The sequence below is a fragment of the Marivita geojedonensis genome, assembly GCF_002115805.1.
Lineage (GTDB): Bacteria > Pseudomonadota > Alphaproteobacteria > Rhodobacterales > Rhodobacteraceae > Marivita > Marivita geojedonensis.
The window spans coordinates 42,748-60,985 of the sequence record NZ_JFKC01000010.1 but is presented as its reverse complement, the minus strand read 5'-3'; the positions used below and the strand labels follow the sequence as shown (position 1 = coordinate 60,985).

The window sequence follows — 18,238 nt, the reverse complement described above, 5'->3', positions numbered from 1 at the left end:
TCCTCTTTCAACCTGTATATAGGGTGCGAATGGCTCGCAGTTCAAATAAATTTCTTGCAACAACTTGTCTCACACCCCTGTCTCCGGCGGGCTTGCACGGTCGCAAGGGGCGGTGTTAGAGGAAGCTGAATTCAGCAAATCCATCCGGGAGCCACGCCAACCATGACCGATTTTCCCCGCAGCTTCGATCGCGACGACCTTCTGAAATGCGCGCGGGGAGAGTTGTTCGGGCCGGGCAACGCCCAGCTTCCCGAACCGCCCATGCTGATGATGGACCGCATCACGGATATTTCGGGCGATGGCGGTGAACACGGTAAGGGCCATGTCGTGGCCGAGTTCGACATCAAACCCGATCTCTGGTTCTTCGACTGCCATTTCCCCGGCAACCCGATCATGCCCGGCTGCCTTGGCCTTGATGGTCTGTGGCAGCTGACCGGCTTCAATCTCGGCTGGCGTGGCTGGCAGGGACGCGGCTACGCCCTGGGTGTGGGTGAGGTCAAGCTGACCGGCATGGTGCGCCCGGACCGCAAGATGCTGACCTATTACGTCGATTTCACCAAGGCGATCCAGACGCGCCGCCTGACCATGGGTGTCGCCGATGGCCGCGTCGAAGCGGATGGTGAAACCATCTATGTCGTCAAGGACATGAAGGTCGCCCTGTCGGAAAGCTGAGCCCGAAGGCTCATTTCCTCGGTCCCCGACTGAACACCATCTTCTGGTTCGCCAGCTTTTCCCGCGCGCCTGTCCATGCATAGCAGAGCAGCGCGGGGTTCTGATCCGCGACCGTGATCCGATGCCGCTGCTCGGGCGGATTGAAGATCAGTGAACCGGGCGCGTAGACGCCCTGATCGTTTTCGGACACCGCGCCGGACAGGCAGATGTAGCTTTCTGAGATGCCGTCATGCGCATGTGCGGGATAGGTGCAACCCGGCGCAAACAGCACCAGACCAAGGATCACCTCGTCAGTGATCACCGGTCCGGTCGGGCCAACCAGTTCTGCATAGGCGTATGTCCGTTCCAGCCCGCGCGGTACTTTCTCGTAACCGTATTGCCAGACAAGATGCTGCTGCACGCTCTCCAGCGCTCGGATGAAGGGGGCATGGCGCTCCATCCGGCCATTGTCGAGCGCTCTGCGCCAATGGGCTGTGACCGGTTTGGTGACCGGATCATGTTGATGCACCTCGGCATTCGCCTTGATCACGCGGCTGATGCTGTCCCGCACTGTTTTCTGGTGGCTGCGGATTTTTGAACTGCCGCCAGCCGACAGCCGGCGATACAGCTCGTAATAATCGCGCAGGAGATACAGCCAGTCCGGAAGATCCTGAAGGCGGGGTTGCTTGGTCATGTGTCATCCCTGTCTGATGGCATGGCAGGTTTGGCGGTCTCCGCTGTGTCCAGATTTCGGGTCCGCGGTGCAAGGGTGAACGCGTCAAATATGCGGGCCTGTCGATAGAATGTCGGACCGAATTCCTGGTTTTGTGTCCGATCCGCCCCAAATGGCTGCAGATGCGCTGATTTTCCGGGCAGCTTCGAAAGGCTTCTCAAGTCCCAATCTGCTTGCTCCTCCCCCCCACCTTCCCCTACACACGCATGCAACAATTGTAAGGAGCCGTGATGCGCCGTGTTGTCGTGACAGGATTGGGGATTGTTTCGTCCATCGGGAACAATGCCGAAGAAGTGGCCGCAAGCCTCAAGGTTGGCCGGTCCGGGATCACCGCAAATGCCGATATGGCGGAACATGGGTTCCGCTCGCAGGTGGCCGGTGCCATTGATCTGAACGTGGCCGACCACGTGGACAAGCGCTCGCTGCGTTTCATGGGGCCGGGCGCGGCCTATGCCCATATTGCGATGGGTCAGGCGATTGCCGATGCCGGGCTCACGCCGGAAGAGGTTGTCAATCCGATGACGGGCCTGATCGCAGGATCGGGCGGTCCGTCGACCAGCGCGATGCTGACGGCACATCAATCGGTTCTCAGTACGGGCGCCACCAAGCGGGTCGGGCCGTTTGCGGTGCCTAAGACCATGTCCTCAACCGTAAGCGCCAACCTTGCGACCGCCTATCAGATCAAGGGCATGAACTTCTCGATCACTTCGGCCTGCTCGACCTCGCTGCATTGCATCGGCATGGCGGCGCAGCAGGTGGCATTGGGTATGCAGGACGTGATGTTCGCAGGCGGCGGCGAGGAACTGGACTGGACGCTGTCCTGCCTTTTCGACGCAATGGGCGCGATGTCGTCGAAATACAATGACACGCCTGAGAAAGCATCGCGCGCCTTTGACGCCGGTCGTGATGGCTTTGTGATCTCGGGTGGCGGCGCGATTGTTGTGCTCGAACCGTTGGAACGCGCCTTGGCGCGCGGTGCCACGATCTACGCCGAAGTCACCGGCTTCTCGGCCACCTCGGATGGCGCCGATATGGTGGCACCGTCCGGCGAAGGCGGCGAGCGTGCGATGCGCGGCGCGCTGAGGACGCTGCCGGAAGGGCGCACGGTCAGCTACATCAACGCACATGGCACCTCGACGCCCGTGGGCGATGTTGGCGAGATCGAAGCGGTGCGGCGTGTCTTCGGTGAGGGCAGCACACCGCCGGTGAGTTCGACCAAGTCGATGACTGGCCACAGCCAGGGCGCGACCGGCGCGCAGGAGGCGATCTACTGCCTGCTCGCGCTGCGGGACGATTTCATCATCCCGTCGATCAACGTGGAAACGCTGGATCCGGCGCTGAAGCCGGAAGAAATCGCCACCGAACTGGTGGAAAATGCGGGTCTCGATACGGTGATGACCAACTCCTTCGGATTTGGCGGCACCAACGGGTCGATGTTGTTGTCGAAATATACGGGTTGAGTATGGCAGGACAGTTGCAGGGCAAGCGCGGCCTGATCATGGGCGTCGCCAATGAACGCTCCATCGCGTGGGGTATTGCGAAGGCGATGGCCGAGGCGGGCGCAGAGCTTGCCTTCACCTATCAGGGCGAAGCCTTTGGCAAACGTATTGAGCCGCTGGCGCAGAGTGTCGGGTCGGATTTCATGGTCGATGTTGACGTGACTGATGATGCCTCGCTCGACACAGCGTTCGAACAGCTTGCCGCGCGCTGGCCGACCATCGATTTCCTCGTTCATGCCATTGCCTTTTCAGACAAATCGGAACTTACCGGCCGCATCCTCAATACCACCCGTGCCAACTTCAAGAACTCGCTCGACATCTCGGCCTACAGCTTCATCGACGTGGCGCGCCGCGCGCATCCGCTGATGGTCGAAAATGGCGGCACGCTGTTGACGCTGACCTATATGGGCTCCACCCGCGTGACGCCCAACTACAACGTGATGGGCGTCGCCAAGGCCGCGCTCGAAGCCTCCGTGCGCTATCTGGCCAATGATCTTGGCCCGGAAGGCATCCGCGTCAACGCGATCAGCCCTGGCCCGATGAAGACACTGGCCGGCGCGGCCATCGGCGGTGCGCGCAAGACCTACAAGCACACTGACCAGAACGCGCCTTTGCGCTCCAACGCCACGCTCGAGGCGGTGGGTGGCACGGCGGTTTACCTGGCCTCTGAAGCCGGAGCCTGCACCACCGGCGAAATCATCCGGGTCGATGGTGGCTTCCACGTTCTCGGTATGCCGCAATACGATCATCTTTGATCGAAACGGGAACTCTGCCCTGATCTGACGGTTGTCTCCTGCGAAAGGAGACACCGTACACATGACGTATACGCTGACGCTGCAAAGCATCGAACCCGTCACCCATGACACCTATCATTTGGTGTTCAACAAACCCGAAGGGTACACCTACACTCCCGGCCAGGCCTGTGACGTCGCGCTGGTCAAAGAGGGCTGGCGCGAAGAACAGAGACCTTTCACCTTCACTGGATTGCCGACCAATCCAACGCTTGAATTCGTGATTAAGACCTACCCCGACCATAACGGTGTGACAGACCAGATTGCCGGTCTGCAAATGACCGATCAGGTCGAGATCAGCGACGCCTGGGGCGCGATCGAGGACAAGGGTCCGGGCGTCTTCATTGCCGGCGGTGCCGGGGTCACACCCTTCATCGCGATTCTGAAACGCCGTTTGCAAACCTACGGCACGCTTGAAGATTGCCACCTCGTGTTTTCGAACAAGACGGAACAGGACATCATTCTGCGGGACGCCTTTATATCGATGCCGGGGCTGAACTGCCATTTCGTGGTCACTGACGATCCCGACAGCGAATTTGCGCGTGAGCAGATCGATAAAGACTATCTGGCACCCATCGTCGAAGGTACCGATGGTCCGATCTACGTCTGCGGACCTGAAGCGATGATCGAAGACGTGGTCTCCGCGCTCAAAGCGCTGAAGGTGCCGGAAGACCGGATCGTCACAGAAGACCTGGGCTGATGCGGCTCAGAACCACTGTCCCGGCTCCATAAGGCCAAGATCCAGCAATTGCCGCGAGTGCCATTCGAACGGCACCGAATTGTGCCAGCGGAACGTTTCGATCTCGAAAGCCGATCCCGGGTTCCGCTTGAGCGCCTTCGCCGTTCGAAACGATACGATGGCCGCCGTCAGGTTGTTGTGCCACGGACAGGAATAGGTGTTGTATTCCTCGTCGCTGAACGTGTGGTCCGGGCGCAGTTTCAACCCCGGTCTGGCCCGGAACAGAGCGATCCGGTCGATCTTGCGCCGCTCGGGCGGCACGTGTTCTTCATACCGCCAGCGCAACCCGCCAAAGAAATCAAGCTGCCGTTCCTTCGGGTGGTTCGTGACCGGATCGGGCCGACCCAGGGCATAATACCCGGACCGATCCAGATAGGCGTCGTCAAGGCTGACTGCCGTTGGATGTTCCTCAAGATCACAGGCATAGAGATCGACCGCATAGCACAGCATCGCATCCCGCCGTTCCTCCGTATGGAACGCCAAAAGCTCGCCCACGGTACGGGTCTCACAGAATGGAAAGAACAGGTATTCGGCGTTGTAGCAGACATAGAGCCATACGCCTGGAGCCTTTTCGATGATTGCGTTCACGATGTCTTCGCGATTATCGGACGTCCCCAGCTTGGCGTCGACCCGGATCACCTTGTCCACCACGTCTGACGCGAGATCGAACTCGGGCGTCATGAACACGATCACAGCCTTGAAGCCAAGCTGCAGGTTGTGCCGCAGGGTCGTGTCGATTTCGACCGCATCCTCCACGAAGACGAGCGAAATCGGCCCCTTGGCAAAAATGCCGGGGTTCTGAGTCAAAAGCTGATTGATGCCTGCATAATGCATAAGCAAACCTCTTCCGGGCTTTTGCACAGAGTCGATGAAAAATCCGTGCATTGCAAGTCGGGGGTGACATGCGGTATCGCCACGCCCTGAACCCCGCCCCGGAGGATTGGCCCATGTCCGAACCGAAGAAGCTTTATATCAAGACCTATGGCTGTCAGATGAACGTCTATGACAGCGAACGCATGGCCGAAGCGCTGGGCGGGCAGGGCTATGTCGAAATACAGACGCCCGACGATGCGGACATGATCCTGCTCAACACCTGCCACATCCGGGAAAAAGCGGCGGAAAAGGTCTATTCCGAACTGGGTCGCTACAAGGGTCTGAAGGCCGAAAAGCCCGACCTCAAGATCGGGGTGGCGGGCTGTGTCGCGCAGGCCGAAGGCGAAGAGATCATGCGCCGTCAGCCGATGGTCGATCTCGTCGTCGGCCCGCAAAGCTATCACCGCCTGCCCGAACTGGAGGCCAAGACCCGCAGCGGGGAAAAGGCGCTCGACACCGATTTCCCCGAAGAGGACAAGTTCGAGGTCCTCAAGAACCGCCCCAAGGCCAAGCGTGGTCCGACCGCGTTCCTGACGGTGCAGGAAGGCTGTGACAAGTTCTGCGCCTTCTGCGTTGTGCCCTACACACGCGGCGCCGAAGTCAGCCGCCCCGCCGCCCGCATCCTGACTGAGGCGCGCGATCTGGTCGAGCGCGGCGTGCGCGAGATCACCCTGCTGGGCCAGAACGTGAACGCCTATCACGGTGCCGGCGAAGGCGGCGACTGGTCGCTCGCCCGCCTGATCTGGGCTTTGAACGATATCGACGGGCTGGAGCGTATCCGCTTCACCACAAGCCATCCCAACGACATGACCGATGATCTGATCGAGGCGCATGGCACCTGTCCGAAACTGATGCCCTACCTGCACCTGCCCGTGCAGTCCGGCTCGGATCGCATCCTCAAGCGGATGAACCGCCAGCACACGGCGGAAAGCTACCTCGTGATCATCGAAAAGCTGCGCGCCGCGCGGCCCGACCTGCTGCTGTCGGGCGACTTCATCGTGGGCTTCCCGGAAGAGACCGAAGAGGATTTCCAGGCCACGCTCGATATCATCCGCGCGTCGAACTACGGCTACGCCTACAGCTTCAAGTACTCCACCCGCCCGGGCACCCCTGCGGCGGAACGCGACCAGTTGCCCGAAGACGTCAAGGACGACCGCCTGCAACGTCTGCAGGCGCTGATCACCGAACAGCAGAAGGCCGCGCAGGACGCGATGGTCGGCAAGGAGGTGGGCGTGCTCTTCGAAAAGCCGGGGCGCCTGCCGGGGCAGATGGTAGGCAAATCCGACCATCTCCATGCGGTTCACGTTCAGGCCGATGGTCTCCAACCGGGCAATCTGCGCCGCGTCAGGATCATCGAGTCGGGCCGCAATTCCCTTGCAGGGGCGTTGGTCGAATAACACAGCATCTGCGCAACACCCCGAGATATTGCGGTTAAGTCTTTCCTGACCTGCTGTCTTTGGTAGTATGCCCATGAATCGGGTGCTTCAGGCCTGCGTGGCCAGCACCGTCCAGACGTGGGGGTAGTGGTAATGATGATGCGGATCTCCGCATGGGTTCTAGGGATTGCGCTGGCCCTGCCGCAGGTCGCCGCTGCGCAGCAGGCCGAGCGTTATGCCCCCGGTATCTGGATTGACCCCGACGGATGTGAACACTGGGTGATGGATGACGGCGCCGAGGGCTACATGAGCCCGCATCTGCGCCGCGACGGCACGCCTGTCTGCCACCGGATCAGCCGCTGCGCGGTGGTCCCCACCGACACGATTTTCGACAGCGGCAGCGCGCAGATCAGCGCCGCAGGCGTTGCGGGGCTGCGCAGCTTCTTCGCGTCGAACGCCGCAAACGGCTTCGTCATCGAAGGCCACACCGACAGCCGCGCCTCCGACAGCTCCAACCTTGCATTGAGCGAACGCCGCGCACAGGCCGTCGCGCGCGTGGCGCAGGACGCAGGGGCGCGCATCTATGCGGTGCGCGGCTATGGCGAACGGCGACCCGTGGCCAACAATGCAACGGCGGCCGGCATGGCCAAAAACCGCCGTGTCGAAATTCTGTGTATGCGGTAAAGGGGTCCAGAATGATGCGCGCAACAGCAGTTCTCAGCCTCGTGTCCGTGATCGGTCTTGCCGGATGCGGCGTCGGACCGGACAAATCCCGCGACCGCGGCTTCGACAACAAACCCCTGAGTGAATTGCAGGCCGGGATCTGGATCGACCCCAACGGATGTGACCACTGGATCATCGATGACGGCGTCGAAGGCTATCTGTCCCAGCGACTCGACCGAAACGGCAAGCCCGTGTGTTCCGGCACGCCGCAACCCGGCGGCACGGTGATTGGTGATTTCAAGAGCGGTGGCTCCAGCCTGATCGGGGATCCGCTTTGATTTCGTGGGGTCACCGCTTGCGCTGTGTCGCGGAACTTGCCACCCTGACCCTGCGACCCCTGCACCGGAGACCCGCGTGACCACAGACACCTTGTCAGAAGCGCTTGTAGAATTCCCCGATAACCGTTTGCTCATCGACCTTTGCGGCGAATATGACCGCAACCTGACCGAGATCGAATCCCGGCTGGGTGTGCAGATTCTCCGCCGCGGGAATCAGCTGGCGATTCACGGTGAACCCGACGCCCAGACCGAGGCCCGCGATGTGCTCATGGCGCTCTATCAGCGCCTCGAACAGGGGCGCAGCGTGGCGCCCGGCGACATTGACCGTGAGTTCCGGATGGCGCCCGACGACATCGGCCCGGATGCGCAGATCGAGATGTTCGAAGGTGGCCCGGTCGAAATCAAGACCCGCAAGAAGCTGGTCGAACCCCGCACCGACGCCCAAAAGGCCTATGTGCGGTCCCTCTTCGAGAATGAGCTTGCGTTTGGCATCGGCCCGGCAGGCACGGGCAAGACCTACCTCGCGGTGGCCGTCGGTGTGAACATGTTCATCACCGGACAGGTCGACAAGATCATCCTCAGCCGTCCCGCCGTCGAGGCCGGGGAAAAGCTCGGCTACCTGCCCGGCGACATGAAAGACAAGGTCGATCCCTACATGCAGCCGCTCTACGACGCGCTGAACGACTTTCTGCCCGGCAAACAACTCGCCCGGATGATCGAGGAAAAGACCGTCGAAATCGCGCCGCTTGCCTTTATGCGGGGCCGTACGCTCTCCAACGCATTCGTGGTTCTCGACGAAGCGCAGAACGCGACATCGATGCAGATGAAGATGTTTCTGACCCGTCTCGGCGAAGGTTCGCGCATGGTCATCACCGGCGACCGCACCCAGATAGACCTGCCGCGCGGCGTCGCCTCGGGGCTGGCCGATGCGGAACGTTTGCTGAAATCCATACCCAAGATCAGCTTCAATTACTTCACGGCCAAGGATGTGGTGCGGCACCCGCTTGTCGCCGCGATCATCGAAGCCTACGAGAAAGACGCGGAAACGCCCTGATCTTCATCTTGCCCGTAAACTCCGGGGGTTTGGGGGCAGGCCCCCAATCGGACTGCCAGTGACCACATTGACCGACATCGTCATCGAGGACCCGCGCTGGGACGCCGCAGGACTCGAACCGCTCGCGGACGCCGCAGCCCGCAACACGCTGGAATACCTCGGTTTTCCGTGGGAAAGCTATGAGATTGCCATCCTCGCCTGCGACGACCTTCGTATCGCGGAGCTGAATGCCGAATTCCGGAAGAAACCGACCCCGACCAATGTTCTGAGCTGGCCTGCCTGGGAGCTTGCGGCGACGCAGGATGGCGATGCGCCCGAGGCTCCACCGCCCCCGGATCCCCTGATGGGGGAGAGTCTTGGTGACATCGCCATTGCTTTCGAAACCTGCCAGCGCGAGGCCGAGGCCGCCGGAAAATCCCTGTCCGATCACGTCACGCATCTGATCGTTCACGGAGTGTTACATCTTCTCGGCTACGATCACGTTCGTGACCACGATGCCACGCTGATGGAAGGGTTAGAGACCCGCATACTTGGCAAAATGGGCATTGAAGACCCATATAGGGGATAGTACGGGCAATTTGGCCTCCACCGGAACAGGAAAAAATGGGCGACAACGACGACTCGTCTAACGCAGCGCATCGCGCGCGAGAGATGAACAGCAATACACCGCAACGTGGAATTCTGACACGTCTGCGCAACTGGTTTGGTGGTACGGCACAGCCTGCACCCCAAGTTCCTGCGCCCGAGGTGGCCCGTGCATTGACACCGATTCATGGTCTGATGAACCTGCGTCGCATGCGCGTCGAAGACGTGGCTCTGCCAAGGGCCGAAATTGTGTCGGTGCCCGACACCATCTCCAAGGCCGAACTGGTCAATGTCTTTCGCGAAAGCGGTCTGACCCGCCTCCCGGTCTATACCGGCACGCTCGACACGCCGGTTGGCATGGCGCACCTGAAGGATCTCGCGCTGCGCCATGGCTTCAATGGCAAGAGCAGCGACTTCGATCTGAAGCAGATGCTGCGCCCGCTGCTCTTCGTGCCACCATCCATGCCGATTGGTGTTCTGCTGACCAAGATGCAGACCGAGCGGCGTCACATGGCACTGGTGATCGACGAATACGGCGGTGTTGACGGGCTGGTGACGATCGAAGACCTGATCGAACAGGTCATCGGTGAGATCGAGGATGAACACGATCTCGACGAAGGTCACAATTTCACCCGTGAAAAACCGGGTGTCTACATGGCCTTTGCCAAGACCCCGCTTGAGGAATTCGAGGCCGAGATCGGGCTGAACCTGACCGACCACGACGATATCGACGGTGAGGAAATCGACACGCTTGGCGGTCTGGTTTTCATGCTGGCCGGTCACGTCCCGGCGCGCGGAGAAGTCGTGCCGCATCCCGAAGGCCCGGAATTCGAAGTGATCGATGCGGACCCGCGCCGCATCAAACGCATGCGTGTCAGGCTCAAGGCCTCGGCGGCAAGTGAGGCCGCCCGTGCCCGTGAGGCAGCCGAAGCAGTCACAGCAACCGCAACCGCGCGTTCCGCCTGATATCATGATGTTGCTCCGCCGGCTTGGCGCGCTTTGTCTGGGTGGGGTATTCGCATTGGGCCAGCAGCCATATGAACTCTGGATGCTGGCTGTTCCCGCACTGATCGCGGTTCTCGTGCTGGTGCGTTTGGACGCGAGTGCCAAACAGGCAAGCTGGACCGGCTGGATGTTTGGCACCGGGTACTTCGCCCTGTCCCTGCACTGGATTCTGGAACCCTTTCAGGTGGACGCCGCGACAACCGGCTGGATGGCACCGTTTGCCCTTGTTGGACTGTCCGCCGGTCTGGCGCTGCTCTGGGCCGCCGCGTTCTGGGCCGGGCAGCGTCTGCGCCCCGGTCCTGTCTCCATTGCGCTGTGCTGGGCCAGCGTCGAACTTGCGCGCGCCTATATCCTGACCGGATTTCCCTGGGGCCTCGTTGGCTACGTCTGGGCACCTACGCCAGTGGCACAGTGGCACGCCGTCCTTGGCCCGCATGGTGTGACATTGGTCACGCTGCTTGTCTGCGCAGTTCTGGCAGAGGGCGTTTACAACAGGTCATGGCGCCAAGGGGCTGTCTCGCTCGTTGCCTTGGCCGCGCTGTGGGCAGGGGGAACCGTTCTGAGTCCCGAAAGCCCCGATCTGGCCGAACGCCCGGTTGTCCGCCTGATCCAGCCCAACGCGCCGCAGCATCAGAAATGGGACCGCGATTTCATTCCGATGTTCTTCAACCGTCAGGTGGATTTCACCGCGCAGCTTCCCAAACCCGACCTGATCGTCTGGCCGGAAACGGCGGTGCCGAACCTGCTCGCAAATGCCGGCCCGGCGCTTGAGGTCATCGCGGATGCCGCAGCGGGCACGCCGGTGGTTCTGGGAATCCAGCGCGAGGAAGACTGGCGTTACTACAATTCGCTCATCACGCTGGACAGTGCCGGTCAGGTGGCTGACCTCTATGACAAGCACCATCTCGTGCCGTTTGGCGAGTACATGCCCGTCGCATCCGTCTTCGCGCGGTTCAATATTCTCGGTCTCGCCGCCCGGGCCGAGGCGGGATATTCCTCCGGCCCCGGTCCGGCGCTGATCGATCTCGGTCCGCTGGGCACTGCATTGCCGCTGATCTGTTACGAGGCGGTGTTTCCGCAAGACGTGAATGGCGCGCCGTCCCGTCCGGATGTGCTGCTCCAGATCACCAACGACGCGTGGTTCGGCACCCATGCCGGCCCGCAGCAGCATCTGTCACAGGCCCGTCTGCGCGCGATTGAGCAGGGGATCCCGATGATCCGAGTGGCCAATACGGGCATCTCGGCAGTGATCGACCCGGCAGGCCGTATCGTGGACGCGCTTCCTTTGGGCCGAGCCGGGTTTCTCGACGTTCCGCTTCCAGCGCCTATCGCGCCGACGCTGTACAGCCGCACCGGCGATTGGCTCGCTTTCTGTGCACTGATCGTGGCATTTGCGGCGATGATCCTGTGGAAACGGCGTATTCCCATTGACCCCACGCAACTACAGGCGTAACGCAGATCATCATTCCCGTCACAACGGCTTCCTGACGTGACGGCAGACCCTAATGGAGCACCTATGTCCCGACAGAATTACATCTTCACCTCGGAATCCGTGTCCGAGGGCCACCCGGATAAGGTCTGTGACCGGATCTCGGACGCGATCCTTGACGCCTTTCTTTCCGAAGAACCCGAAGCGCGGGTCGCCTGCGAAACCTTTGCCACGACCAACCGCGTCGTGATCGGTGGAGAGGTGGGGCTGTCGGACCAGAACCGTCTTGCAACCTACATGGAGCGTATTCCAGATATCGCCCGCGCCTGTATCAAGGACATTGGTTACGAGCAGGACGAATTCCACCATGCCACCTGCGAGATCACCAACCTTTTGCACCAGCAATCGGCGCATATCGCGCAGGGCGTGAACGCCAGTGCTGACAAGGACGAAGGTGCAGGCGATCAGGGCATCATGTTCGGCTACGCCACAAACGAGACCGACGCGCTCATGCCCGCGCCGATCCAGTTCAGCCACGCGATCCTGCGCCGTCTGGCCGAGGTGCGCAAATCGGGGCAGGAGCCGCTTCTGCGCCCTGATGCGAAATCGCAGATTTCCGTCCGCTACGAAAACGGCAAGCCGGTGGGCGTGACCTCTATCGTGCTCTCCACGCAGCATGCGGATGAAAGCCAAAGCTCTGCTGACATCCGCGCGATTGTGGAGCCGTATATCCGCGAAACCCTGCCCGAAGGCTGGATCACCGAAGCCACCGAATGGTGGGTCAACCCGACCGGCACCTTCGTGATCGGCGGCCCTGACGGCGACGCGGGTCTCACGGGCCGCAAGATCATCGTCGACACTTATGGCGGGGCGGCCCCCCATGGTGGCGGCGCCTTCTCGGGCAAAGACCCGACCAAGGTGGACCGCTCGGCCGCCTATGCCGCGCGCTATCTGGCCAAGAACGTCGTCGCGGCGGGTATGGCCGAACGCTGCACGATCCAGCTTTCCTACGCGATTGGCGTGTCCAAACCGCTGTCGATCTATGCCGACACGCATGGCACCGGCGATGTCGATGCGGCTGCCATCGAGGCGGCCATCCCCAAGGTGATGGACCTCACCCCGCGCGGCATCCGCACGCATCTGCAACTGAACAAACCGATCTACGAACGCACGGCAGCTTACGGCCACTTCGGCCGCGCACCTGACGCGGACGGTGGGTTCAGCTGGGAACGCACCGATCTGGTGGACGCGCTCAAGGCGTCTGTCTGAGGCAACACATCGGGCCGGGCACAACAGCTCGGCCCGATTTTCCTTTTGCAGCACAACCCTATGTCCCGTGTTGAGATCACCAAACGGGGCAGGGTATGCTGAAACATCTTCTCTTTCTGATCCTGATGCTTCCGGGTGCAGCGCTTGCCAATGACTGGGACGCGCTCGACACGCCCGGTGCCTTTGCCATCATGCGTCACGCACTGGCCCCCGGCACCGGCGATCCGGCGAACCTGACCATCGGCGACTGCAGCACACAGCGCAATCTCAGCCAGCAGGGCAGGGATCAGGCCACCCGCATCGGTCAGGCGTTCCGGGATCGCGGCCATGCCTTTGACATCCTGCTGACAAGCCAATGGTGCCGCTGTCGCGATACCGCCGAATTGCTGGCCCTTGGCACGGTCGAAGAGGTGCCCGCCTTCAATTCATTCTTTCAGGATTTCTCGACCCGCGACAGCCAGACGGCCGAGGCGTTGTCGCTGCTGGCGGATCGCAAGGCCCGTCCATTCGTTGTGACCCATCAGGTCAACATCCGCGCCCTTACCGGCCAGACCACCCGATCCGGCGAGGTTCTGGTGGTGCGTCATGCGGGCGACACGCTTGAGGTCCTGGGATCGATCCTGATCGAACCGTGACGTGGACAAAAACAAAGACCTCCGTTGCGAGAGCCTGTCGCAATCGCTAAACCGCGCGCCATGACAGACACCAAACACCCCTCGGGCGCGCCGTGGCGCAATTTTTATGGCCGGTTCAAGGGCAAGACCCTGCGCCCGAACCAGAAGGATTATCTTGAACACGATCTCGACGCGCTCAGCCCCGGCGCGGTCTCGTGGGAGGAAAACCCCGACCGCGTTCAGCTGGATGTGGATGCGATCTTCGACGGGAAACCCCTCTGGCTCGAAATCGGGTTCGGCGGGGGCGAACACCTCGTGCATCAGGCGCAGACCTACCCCGATGTGGGCATCATCGGCTGCGAACCCTTCATCAACGGGGTTGCGATGCTGCTGGGCAAGATCCGCGAGTCTGGTGTCTCCAACCTGCGGGTGCACCCGGGGGATGCGCGGAATCTTTTCGACGTGCTGCCCGAAGGATCGGTCGAGAAGGCGTTTCTGCTCTACCCCGACCCATGGCCGAAAAAACGCCACCACCGTCGCCGCTTTGTCACGCAGGAACATCTCGAGCCGCTGTTTCACGTTCTGAAGCCCGGTGCGGAATTCCGCGTGGCCACAGATATCCCGGACTATGTGCGCCAGACTCTGATCGAAGTGCCGAAAGCCGGTTTCGAATGGCTGGCCGAAGGTCCGGGCGACTGGCGGCACCCGTGGGACGATTGGCACTCGACCCGTTACGAAATGAAAGCCCTGCGCGAAGGGCGCATGCCGCATTACATGACCTTCCGGAAACCGGCATGATGTCGCCGTTCACAGTCGCCATCGATGGCCCCGCCGCAGCAGGTAAGGGCACGATCAGCAAAGCCGTCGCCGCGCATTTTGACCTCGCGCATCTGGACACCGGACTGCTCTACCGCGCCGTGGGCGCGCGGATGCTGACGGGGGAAGACCCGATTGCGGCCGCGCAGAGCCTTGTTGCCGAAGACCTCGAAAACCCCGATCTGCGAACGGCCGACGTAGCTCGGGCAGCGTCCAAAGTGGCCGTGATCCCCGAGGTGCGCGCGGCTCTTCTGGATTTCCAACGCGCTTTTGCACGGCGCTCGGGCGGCGCGGTTCTTGATGGCAGGGACATTGGCACCGTGATCTGCCCGCAGGCCGAGGTGAAGCTCTTTGTCACCGCCAGCGCAGAGGTCCGCGCGCAGCGGCGTCTGGTCGAACTCACCGAACGCGGGTTCGAGACCGATTTCAACACCGTGCTGGCCGATGTCAAAGCCCGCGACGACCGCGACATGAACCGCGCCGATGCACCGCTGCGTCCGGCTGAGGATGCGGTGCTGATCGACACATCCGACCTGAGCATCGACGCCGCCGTGGCCCGCGCAGTCTCCGCCGTGGAGGCCGTCCGCGAAAGGTAAGCCGATCTGCAAACGGCGGCACCCGGCCAAAAGTGGCTCCGCGCACCATCAGCACTTGCCAGAACGAACGTGCTCTGATAGGTCGCGCGCGTCGCTAAAGGCAAATAACGCCGCGGACGAAGATCGAGCAGGGGTCGGCAATCACCGGCCCTCTTTGTTTTGCGGATGCCTTGACCAATCGCCTCACCGCAAGCGTGGGCACCAACCCCAGACCGGCGGAGACAACCGCTCGGCCAGAAAATGATACGTAAAGGAAACAGACGCCACATGGCTCAGAACGCATCTATGGAAGAATTCGAGGCACTGCTTAACGAAAGCCTCGAAATGGACACACCGGACGAAGGGTCCGTTGTCAAAGGCAAGGTCATCGCAATCGAAGCGGGCCAGGCCATCATCGACGTAGGCTACAAAATGGAAGGCCGCGTTGATCTCAAGGAATTTGCAAACCCCGGCGAAGCGCCCGACCTGAGCGTCGGTGACGAAGTCGAGGTTTTCCTGCGCTCCGCAGAAAACGCCCGCGGCGAAGCTGTCATCTCCCGCGAGATGGCGCGTCGTGAAGAAGCATGGGATCGCCTGGAAAAGGCATACGCAGACGATGCACGCGTCGAAGGCGCGATCTTCGGCCGCGTCAAGGGTGGCTTCACTGTCGATCTCGGCGGTGCCGTGGCCTTCCTGCCCGGTTCGCAGGTTGACGTGCGCCCGGTGCGTGACGCAGGCCCGCTCATGGGTCTCAAGCAGCCGTTCCAGATCCTCAAGATGGACCGCCGCCGGGGCAACATCGTTGTGTCGCGCCGCGCGATCCTCGAAGAGTCCCGCGCAGAACAGCGCGCCGAAGTCATCGGCAACCTCACCGAAGGTCAGGCAGTCGACGGCGTGGTCAAGAACATCACCGAATACGGTGCGTTCGTTGACCTTGGTGGCGTAGACGGTCTGCTGCACGTGACCGACATGGCATGGCGCCGCGTCAACCACCCGTCCGAGATCCTGTCGATCGGCGAAACCGTCAAGGTTCAGGTCATCAAGATCAACAAGGACACCCACCGCATCAGCCTCGGCATGAAGCAGCTGCAGGAAGATCCGTGGGATCTGGTTGCCGCCAAGTACCCGCTCGAGTCCGTACACATGGGCCGCGTGACGAACATCACCGATTACGGTGCATTTGTTGAGCTGGAGCCGGGTGTCGAGGGCCTCGTCCACGTTTCCGAAATGTCCTGGACCAAGAAGAACGTCCACCCGGGCAAGATCGTCTCCACCTCGCAGGAAGTGGAAGTCATGGTTCTGGAAATCGACGGTGCCAAGCGCCGCGTGTCCCTGGGCCTCAAGCAGACCATGCGCAACCCGTGGGAAGTGTTTGCAGAAACGCACCCCGAGGGCACAGAGGTCGAAGGCGAAGTCAAGAACATCACCGAATTCGGTCTGTTCGTTGGCCTCGACGGCGACATCGACGGCATGGTGCACCTCTCCGACCTCAGCTGGGACGAGCGTGGCGAAGACGCGATCCAGAACTACCGCAAGGGGGACATGGTTCAGGCCGTTGTCACCGAAGTGGATGTCGAGAAAGAGCGCATCTCGCTCTCCGTCAAGGCGCTGGGTGGTGACAAGTTCGCCGAAGCCGTTGGCGGCGTGAAGCGTGGTTCGGTCATCACCGTTCAGGTCACAGCCATCGAAGATGGCGGCATCGAAGTGGAATACGAAGGCATGAAGTCCTTCATCCGCCGCTCCGATCTGTCGCGTGACCGTGCAGAGCAGCGCCCCGAGCGTTTCTCGGTCGGTGACAAGGTCGATGTGCGCGTGACCAACGTGGACAGCAAGACCCGCCGTCTGGGCCTGTCGATCAAGGCGCGCGAGATTGCAGAAGAGAAGGAAGCGGTGCAGCAGTACGGCTCCTCCGACTCCGGCGCATCGCTCGGCGATATCCTCGGTGCCGCGCTCAAGGGTGACGACGACTGATCCATAGATCAGATGTGATTTCGGGAGCCCCCGCATCTTCGGATGCGGGGGTTTTCTTTTTCCGCCTGTGCGGTGTGGTGCTGGAGTATGCGTTGACGCATTTTCCACGTTCCGTTGACGGAACGTACCCGCGCCAAGATCAGCGGCCAGCCCGGCGATGCGTCGACGCATCGCCTGTTTCCGTTGACGGATACACTGACGAGTTACTTTGACGCCAAAGGCCGTGCTTCAATTAGGCTTGCATTCTGACGGACACTGGTTTTCCTGGCGATATGGCAAAACTAGTCCTGCTGCATAAATCGGACTCGATCTACGATGACGAGTTGGACGTCGTTTATGACTTTCCTCGAAACTATCTGAAGGCATTACGTGAGGCTGAAGGTGATTGGATCGTTTATTATGAGCCTGTCAAATCGGGTCCGCGCGGCTATTTCGCTGTAGCGAAGATCCAGAAGATCATACCAAAACCAAATGTCGAAGGTCGTTATCTTGCTCTAATTGAAAAGGGTAGCTACCTGCCCTTTGATAGTGAGGTTCCAAGACTCTTTAACGGGCGTCCGCTTGAGTCCTCGCTAGCGGAACCAGATGGCACCGCGCGGAGGGGCGGTGCGGTCCAGCTTGCGGTGCGTCGATTGCCCGAGGATGAATTCGCAAGGATCGTCAATCTGGGGCTTCCGGCGGACCTCGAAAGCATTGAAAACGCGCGCTACGAACCTAATGCAAAAAAATTCGACGATGAAGTTGCGGCTTTCGATCGTCCTGTTATCGAGAGATTAACGCGCCGCCCGTACCGTGACGTGGCTTTCAGAAGGAAAGTGCGCGATGCGTACGATTTTCGTTGCGCCATATCTGGTTTGCAACTGCGTAATGGGGGCGGTCGTCCAGAAGTTCAAGCGGCTCATATTCGACCGGTCGAAAGAGGTGGGAGCGACGCTGTGCGAAACGGCCTTGCGCTATCTGGAACGATTCATTGGATGTTCGACCGTGGCTTGATCTCAGTTGCCGATGATTGCGAGACTGTTCTCGTTTCAAGAAACAAGGTGCCGGTTGACGTGATTGATCGTCTGTTGCGACCGGATGGTAAACTGTGGAAACCGTCCGATGAACGGAATTGGCCAAGCCCTGTGAACTTAAAGTGGCACAGGGAAAACGTTTTCGGACAAGTGATCGACAATGAAGAAATCAGCTGGAATTGACACGCGGTCTTGCGTCTTTGTTGCCAGCCCGGCGATGCGTCGACGCATCGCCTGTTTCCGT

The 18,238-nt window shown here is 60.9% G+C and carries 19 protein-coding genes and 1 riboswitch; of the genes, 17 read left to right on the top strand and 2 right to left on the bottom strand.

Going from position 1 to position 18,238, the window contains the following annotated elements; all coding sequences use genetic code 11:
* Positions 1-162: 162 nt before the first annotated feature.
* Positions 163-672, top strand: a complete 510-nt coding sequence (gene fabA, locus MGEO_RS11780) for a bifunctional 3-hydroxydecanoyl-ACP dehydratase/trans-2-decenoyl-ACP isomerase (protein ID WP_085637664.1) — start codon at positions 163-165, stop codon at positions 670-672.
* A 10-nt stretch (positions 673-682) separates the two neighbouring features.
* Here the strand turns inward: fabA and MGEO_RS11775 are convergent, their stop codons facing one another.
* Entirely contained in the window at positions 683-1,345 is a 663-nt protein-coding gene (locus tag MGEO_RS11775; RefSeq protein WP_106299186.1) for a dimethylsulfonioproprionate lyase family protein, read from the bottom strand.
* A 269-nt stretch (positions 1,346-1,614) separates the two neighbouring features.
* Here MGEO_RS11775 and MGEO_RS11770 point away from each other — a divergent pair, with 269 nt between their 5' ends.
* The 3 genes from MGEO_RS11770 to MGEO_RS11760 all read left to right on the top strand — a co-directional run bounded on the left by MGEO_RS11770 (position 1,615) and on the right by MGEO_RS11760 (position 4,374).
* Positions 1,615-2,844 (top strand): beta-ketoacyl synthase N-terminal-like domain-containing protein, encoded by a 1,230-nt coding sequence (locus MGEO_RS11770; RefSeq protein ID WP_085637660.1) that lies wholly within the window; start codon positions 1,615-1,617, stop codon positions 2,842-2,844.
* A 2-nt stretch (positions 2,845-2,846) separates the two neighbouring features.
* A complete protein-coding gene (locus MGEO_RS11765) occupies positions 2,847-3,638 on the top strand; it encodes an enoyl-ACP reductase FabI (RefSeq protein WP_085637657.1) in 792 nt (263 codons plus the stop codon).
* Between the two features lie 61 nt (positions 3,639-3,699).
* Complete coding sequence (locus MGEO_RS11760) at positions 3,700-4,374, top strand: ferredoxin reductase domain-containing protein (protein ID WP_085637655.1); 675 nt, start codon at positions 3,700-3,702, stop codon at positions 4,372-4,374.
* Between the two features lie 6 nt (positions 4,375-4,380).
* On the opposite strand, the gene MGEO_RS11755 is transcribed toward MGEO_RS11760, so the two are convergent.
* Entirely contained in the window at positions 4,381-5,247 is an 867-nt protein-coding gene (locus tag MGEO_RS11755) for a glycosyltransferase family 2 protein (protein WP_085637652.1), read from the bottom strand.
* A 113-nt stretch (positions 5,248-5,360) separates the two neighbouring features.
* On the opposite strand from MGEO_RS11755, the gene miaB reads away from it, so the two are divergent.
* From miaB to MGEO_RS11690, 13 genes are all read left to right on the top strand, one after another.
* Positions 5,361-6,683, top strand: coding sequence for a tRNA (N6-isopentenyl adenosine(37)-C2)-methylthiotransferase MiaB (gene miaB / locus MGEO_RS11750; protein WP_085637649.1), 1,323 nt, complete (start codon positions 5,361-5,363; stop codon positions 6,681-6,683).
* Between the two features lie 135 nt (positions 6,684-6,818).
* On the top strand, positions 6,819-7,346 hold the full coding sequence (locus MGEO_RS11745) for an OmpA family protein (protein WP_408607507.1): 528 nt from the start codon (positions 6,819-6,821) through the stop codon (positions 7,344-7,346).
* Positions 7,347-7,357: 11 nt separating this feature from the next.
* Positions 7,358-7,663, top strand: coding sequence for a hypothetical protein (locus MGEO_RS11740; protein ID WP_408607499.1), 306 nt, complete (start codon positions 7,358-7,360; stop codon positions 7,661-7,663).
* Positions 7,664-7,739: 76 nt separating this feature from the next.
* Positions 7,740-8,717: a PhoH family protein gene (locus MGEO_RS11735; RefSeq protein WP_085637643.1), complete on the top strand. Its 978-nt coding sequence runs from the start codon at positions 7,740-7,742 to the stop codon at positions 8,715-8,717.
* Between the two features lie 58 nt (positions 8,718-8,775).
* Entirely contained in the window at positions 8,776-9,285 is a 510-nt protein-coding gene (gene ybeY / locus MGEO_RS11730; RefSeq protein ID WP_233139870.1) for an rRNA maturation RNase YbeY, read from the top strand.
* 212 nt (positions 9,286-9,497) lie between these two features.
* Positions 9,498-10,268 (top strand): CBS domain-containing protein, encoded by a 771-nt coding sequence (locus MGEO_RS11725; RefSeq protein WP_408607506.1) that lies wholly within the window; start codon positions 9,498-9,500, stop codon positions 10,266-10,268.
* Positions 10,269-10,272: 4 nt separating this feature from the next.
* Entirely contained in the window at positions 10,273-11,760 is a 1,488-nt protein-coding gene (gene lnt, locus MGEO_RS11720) for an apolipoprotein N-acyltransferase (protein ID WP_085637634.1), read from the top strand.
* A 12-nt stretch (positions 11,761-11,772) separates the two neighbouring features.
* Positions 11,773-11,820, top strand: a riboswitch (SAM-SAH riboswitch).
* Positions 11,821-11,823: 3 nt separating this feature from the next.
* Positions 11,824-13,005: a methionine adenosyltransferase gene (metK, locus tag MGEO_RS11715; RefSeq protein ID WP_085637631.1), complete on the top strand. Its 1,182-nt coding sequence runs from the start codon at positions 11,824-11,826 to the stop codon at positions 13,003-13,005.
* Between the two features lie 95 nt (positions 13,006-13,100).
* Positions 13,101-13,640 carry a histidine phosphatase family protein gene (locus MGEO_RS11710; RefSeq protein WP_085637628.1) on the top strand — a complete coding sequence of 180 codons (540 nt, stop codon included), beginning with the start codon at positions 13,101-13,103 and terminating at the stop codon, positions 13,638-13,640.
* 60 nt (positions 13,641-13,700) lie between these two features.
* Positions 13,701-14,417 (top strand): tRNA (guanine(46)-N(7))-methyltransferase TrmB, encoded by a 717-nt coding sequence (gene trmB, locus MGEO_RS11705; RefSeq protein ID WP_085637625.1) that lies wholly within the window; start codon positions 13,701-13,703, stop codon positions 14,415-14,417.
* A complete protein-coding gene (gene cmk, locus MGEO_RS11700; RefSeq protein WP_085637622.1) occupies positions 14,414-15,031 on the top strand; it encodes a (d)CMP kinase in 618 nt (205 codons plus the stop codon). The genes trmB and cmk overlap by 4 nt, the downstream gene beginning before the upstream one ends.
* Positions 15,032-15,298: 267 nt before the next feature.
* Complete coding sequence (rpsA, locus tag MGEO_RS11695) at positions 15,299-16,981, top strand: 30S ribosomal protein S1 (protein WP_085637620.1); 1,683 nt, start codon at positions 15,299-15,301, stop codon at positions 16,979-16,981.
* A gap of 272 nt (positions 16,982-17,253) precedes the next feature.
* A complete protein-coding gene (locus tag MGEO_RS11690) occupies positions 17,254-18,177 on the top strand; it encodes an HNH endonuclease (protein ID WP_085637616.1) in 924 nt (307 codons plus the stop codon).
* The last annotated feature ends 61 nt before the right edge of the window (positions 18,178-18,238 follow it).

What these genes read in the sequence shown, in the direction of transcription:
- rpsA (WP_085637620.1), top strand. Translation starts at nt 15,299, where the DNA reads ATGGCTCAGAACGCATCTATGGAAGAATTCGAGGCACTGCTTAACGAA.
- fabA (WP_085637664.1), top strand. Translation starts at nt 163, where the DNA reads ATGACCGATTTTCCCCGCAGCTTCGATCGCGACGACCTTCTGAAATGC.
- trmB (WP_085637625.1), top strand. Translation starts at nt 13,701, where the DNA reads ATGACAGACACCAAACACCCCTCGGGCGCGCCGTGGCGCAATTTTTAT.
- MGEO_RS11745 (WP_408607507.1), top strand. Translation starts at nt 6,819, where the DNA reads ATGATGCGGATCTCCGCATGGGTTCTAGGGATTGCGCTGGCCCTGCCG.
- miaB (WP_085637649.1), top strand. Translation starts at nt 5,361, where the DNA reads ATGTCCGAACCGAAGAAGCTTTATATCAAGACCTATGGCTGTCAGATG.
- MGEO_RS11770 (WP_085637660.1), top strand. Translation starts at nt 1,615, where the DNA reads ATGCGCCGTGTTGTCGTGACAGGATTGGGGATTGTTTCGTCCATCGGG.
- MGEO_RS11710 (WP_085637628.1), top strand. Translation starts at nt 13,101, where the DNA reads ATGCTGAAACATCTTCTCTTTCTGATCCTGATGCTTCCGGGTGCAGCG.
- metK (WP_085637631.1), top strand. Translation starts at nt 11,824, where the DNA reads ATGTCCCGACAGAATTACATCTTCACCTCGGAATCCGTGTCCGAGGGC.
- MGEO_RS11775 (WP_106299186.1), bottom strand. Translation starts at nt 1,345, where the DNA reads ATGACCAAGCAACCCCGCCTTCAGGATCTTCCGGACTGGCTGTATCTC.
- MGEO_RS11765 (WP_085637657.1), top strand. Translation starts at nt 2,847, where the DNA reads ATGGCAGGACAGTTGCAGGGCAAGCGCGGCCTGATCATGGGCGTCGCC.
- MGEO_RS11755 (WP_085637652.1), bottom strand. Translation starts at nt 5,247, where the DNA reads ATGCATTATGCAGGCATCAATCAGCTTTTGACTCAGAACCCCGGCATT.
- lnt (WP_085637634.1), top strand. Translation starts at nt 10,273, where the DNA reads ATGATGTTGCTCCGCCGGCTTGGCGCGCTTTGTCTGGGTGGGGTATTC.
- MGEO_RS11725 (WP_408607506.1), top strand. Translation starts at nt 9,498, where the DNA reads ATGAACCTGCGTCGCATGCGCGTCGAAGACGTGGCTCTGCCAAGGGCC.
- MGEO_RS11740 (WP_408607499.1), top strand. Translation starts at nt 7,358, where the DNA reads ATGATGCGCGCAACAGCAGTTCTCAGCCTCGTGTCCGTGATCGGTCTT.
- MGEO_RS11760 (WP_085637655.1), top strand. Translation starts at nt 3,700, where the DNA reads ATGACGTATACGCTGACGCTGCAAAGCATCGAACCCGTCACCCATGAC.
- cmk (WP_085637622.1), top strand. Translation starts at nt 14,414, where the DNA reads ATGATGTCGCCGTTCACAGTCGCCATCGATGGCCCCGCCGCAGCAGGT.
- MGEO_RS11690 (WP_085637616.1), top strand. Translation starts at nt 17,254, where the DNA reads ATGGCAAAACTAGTCCTGCTGCATAAATCGGACTCGATCTACGATGAC.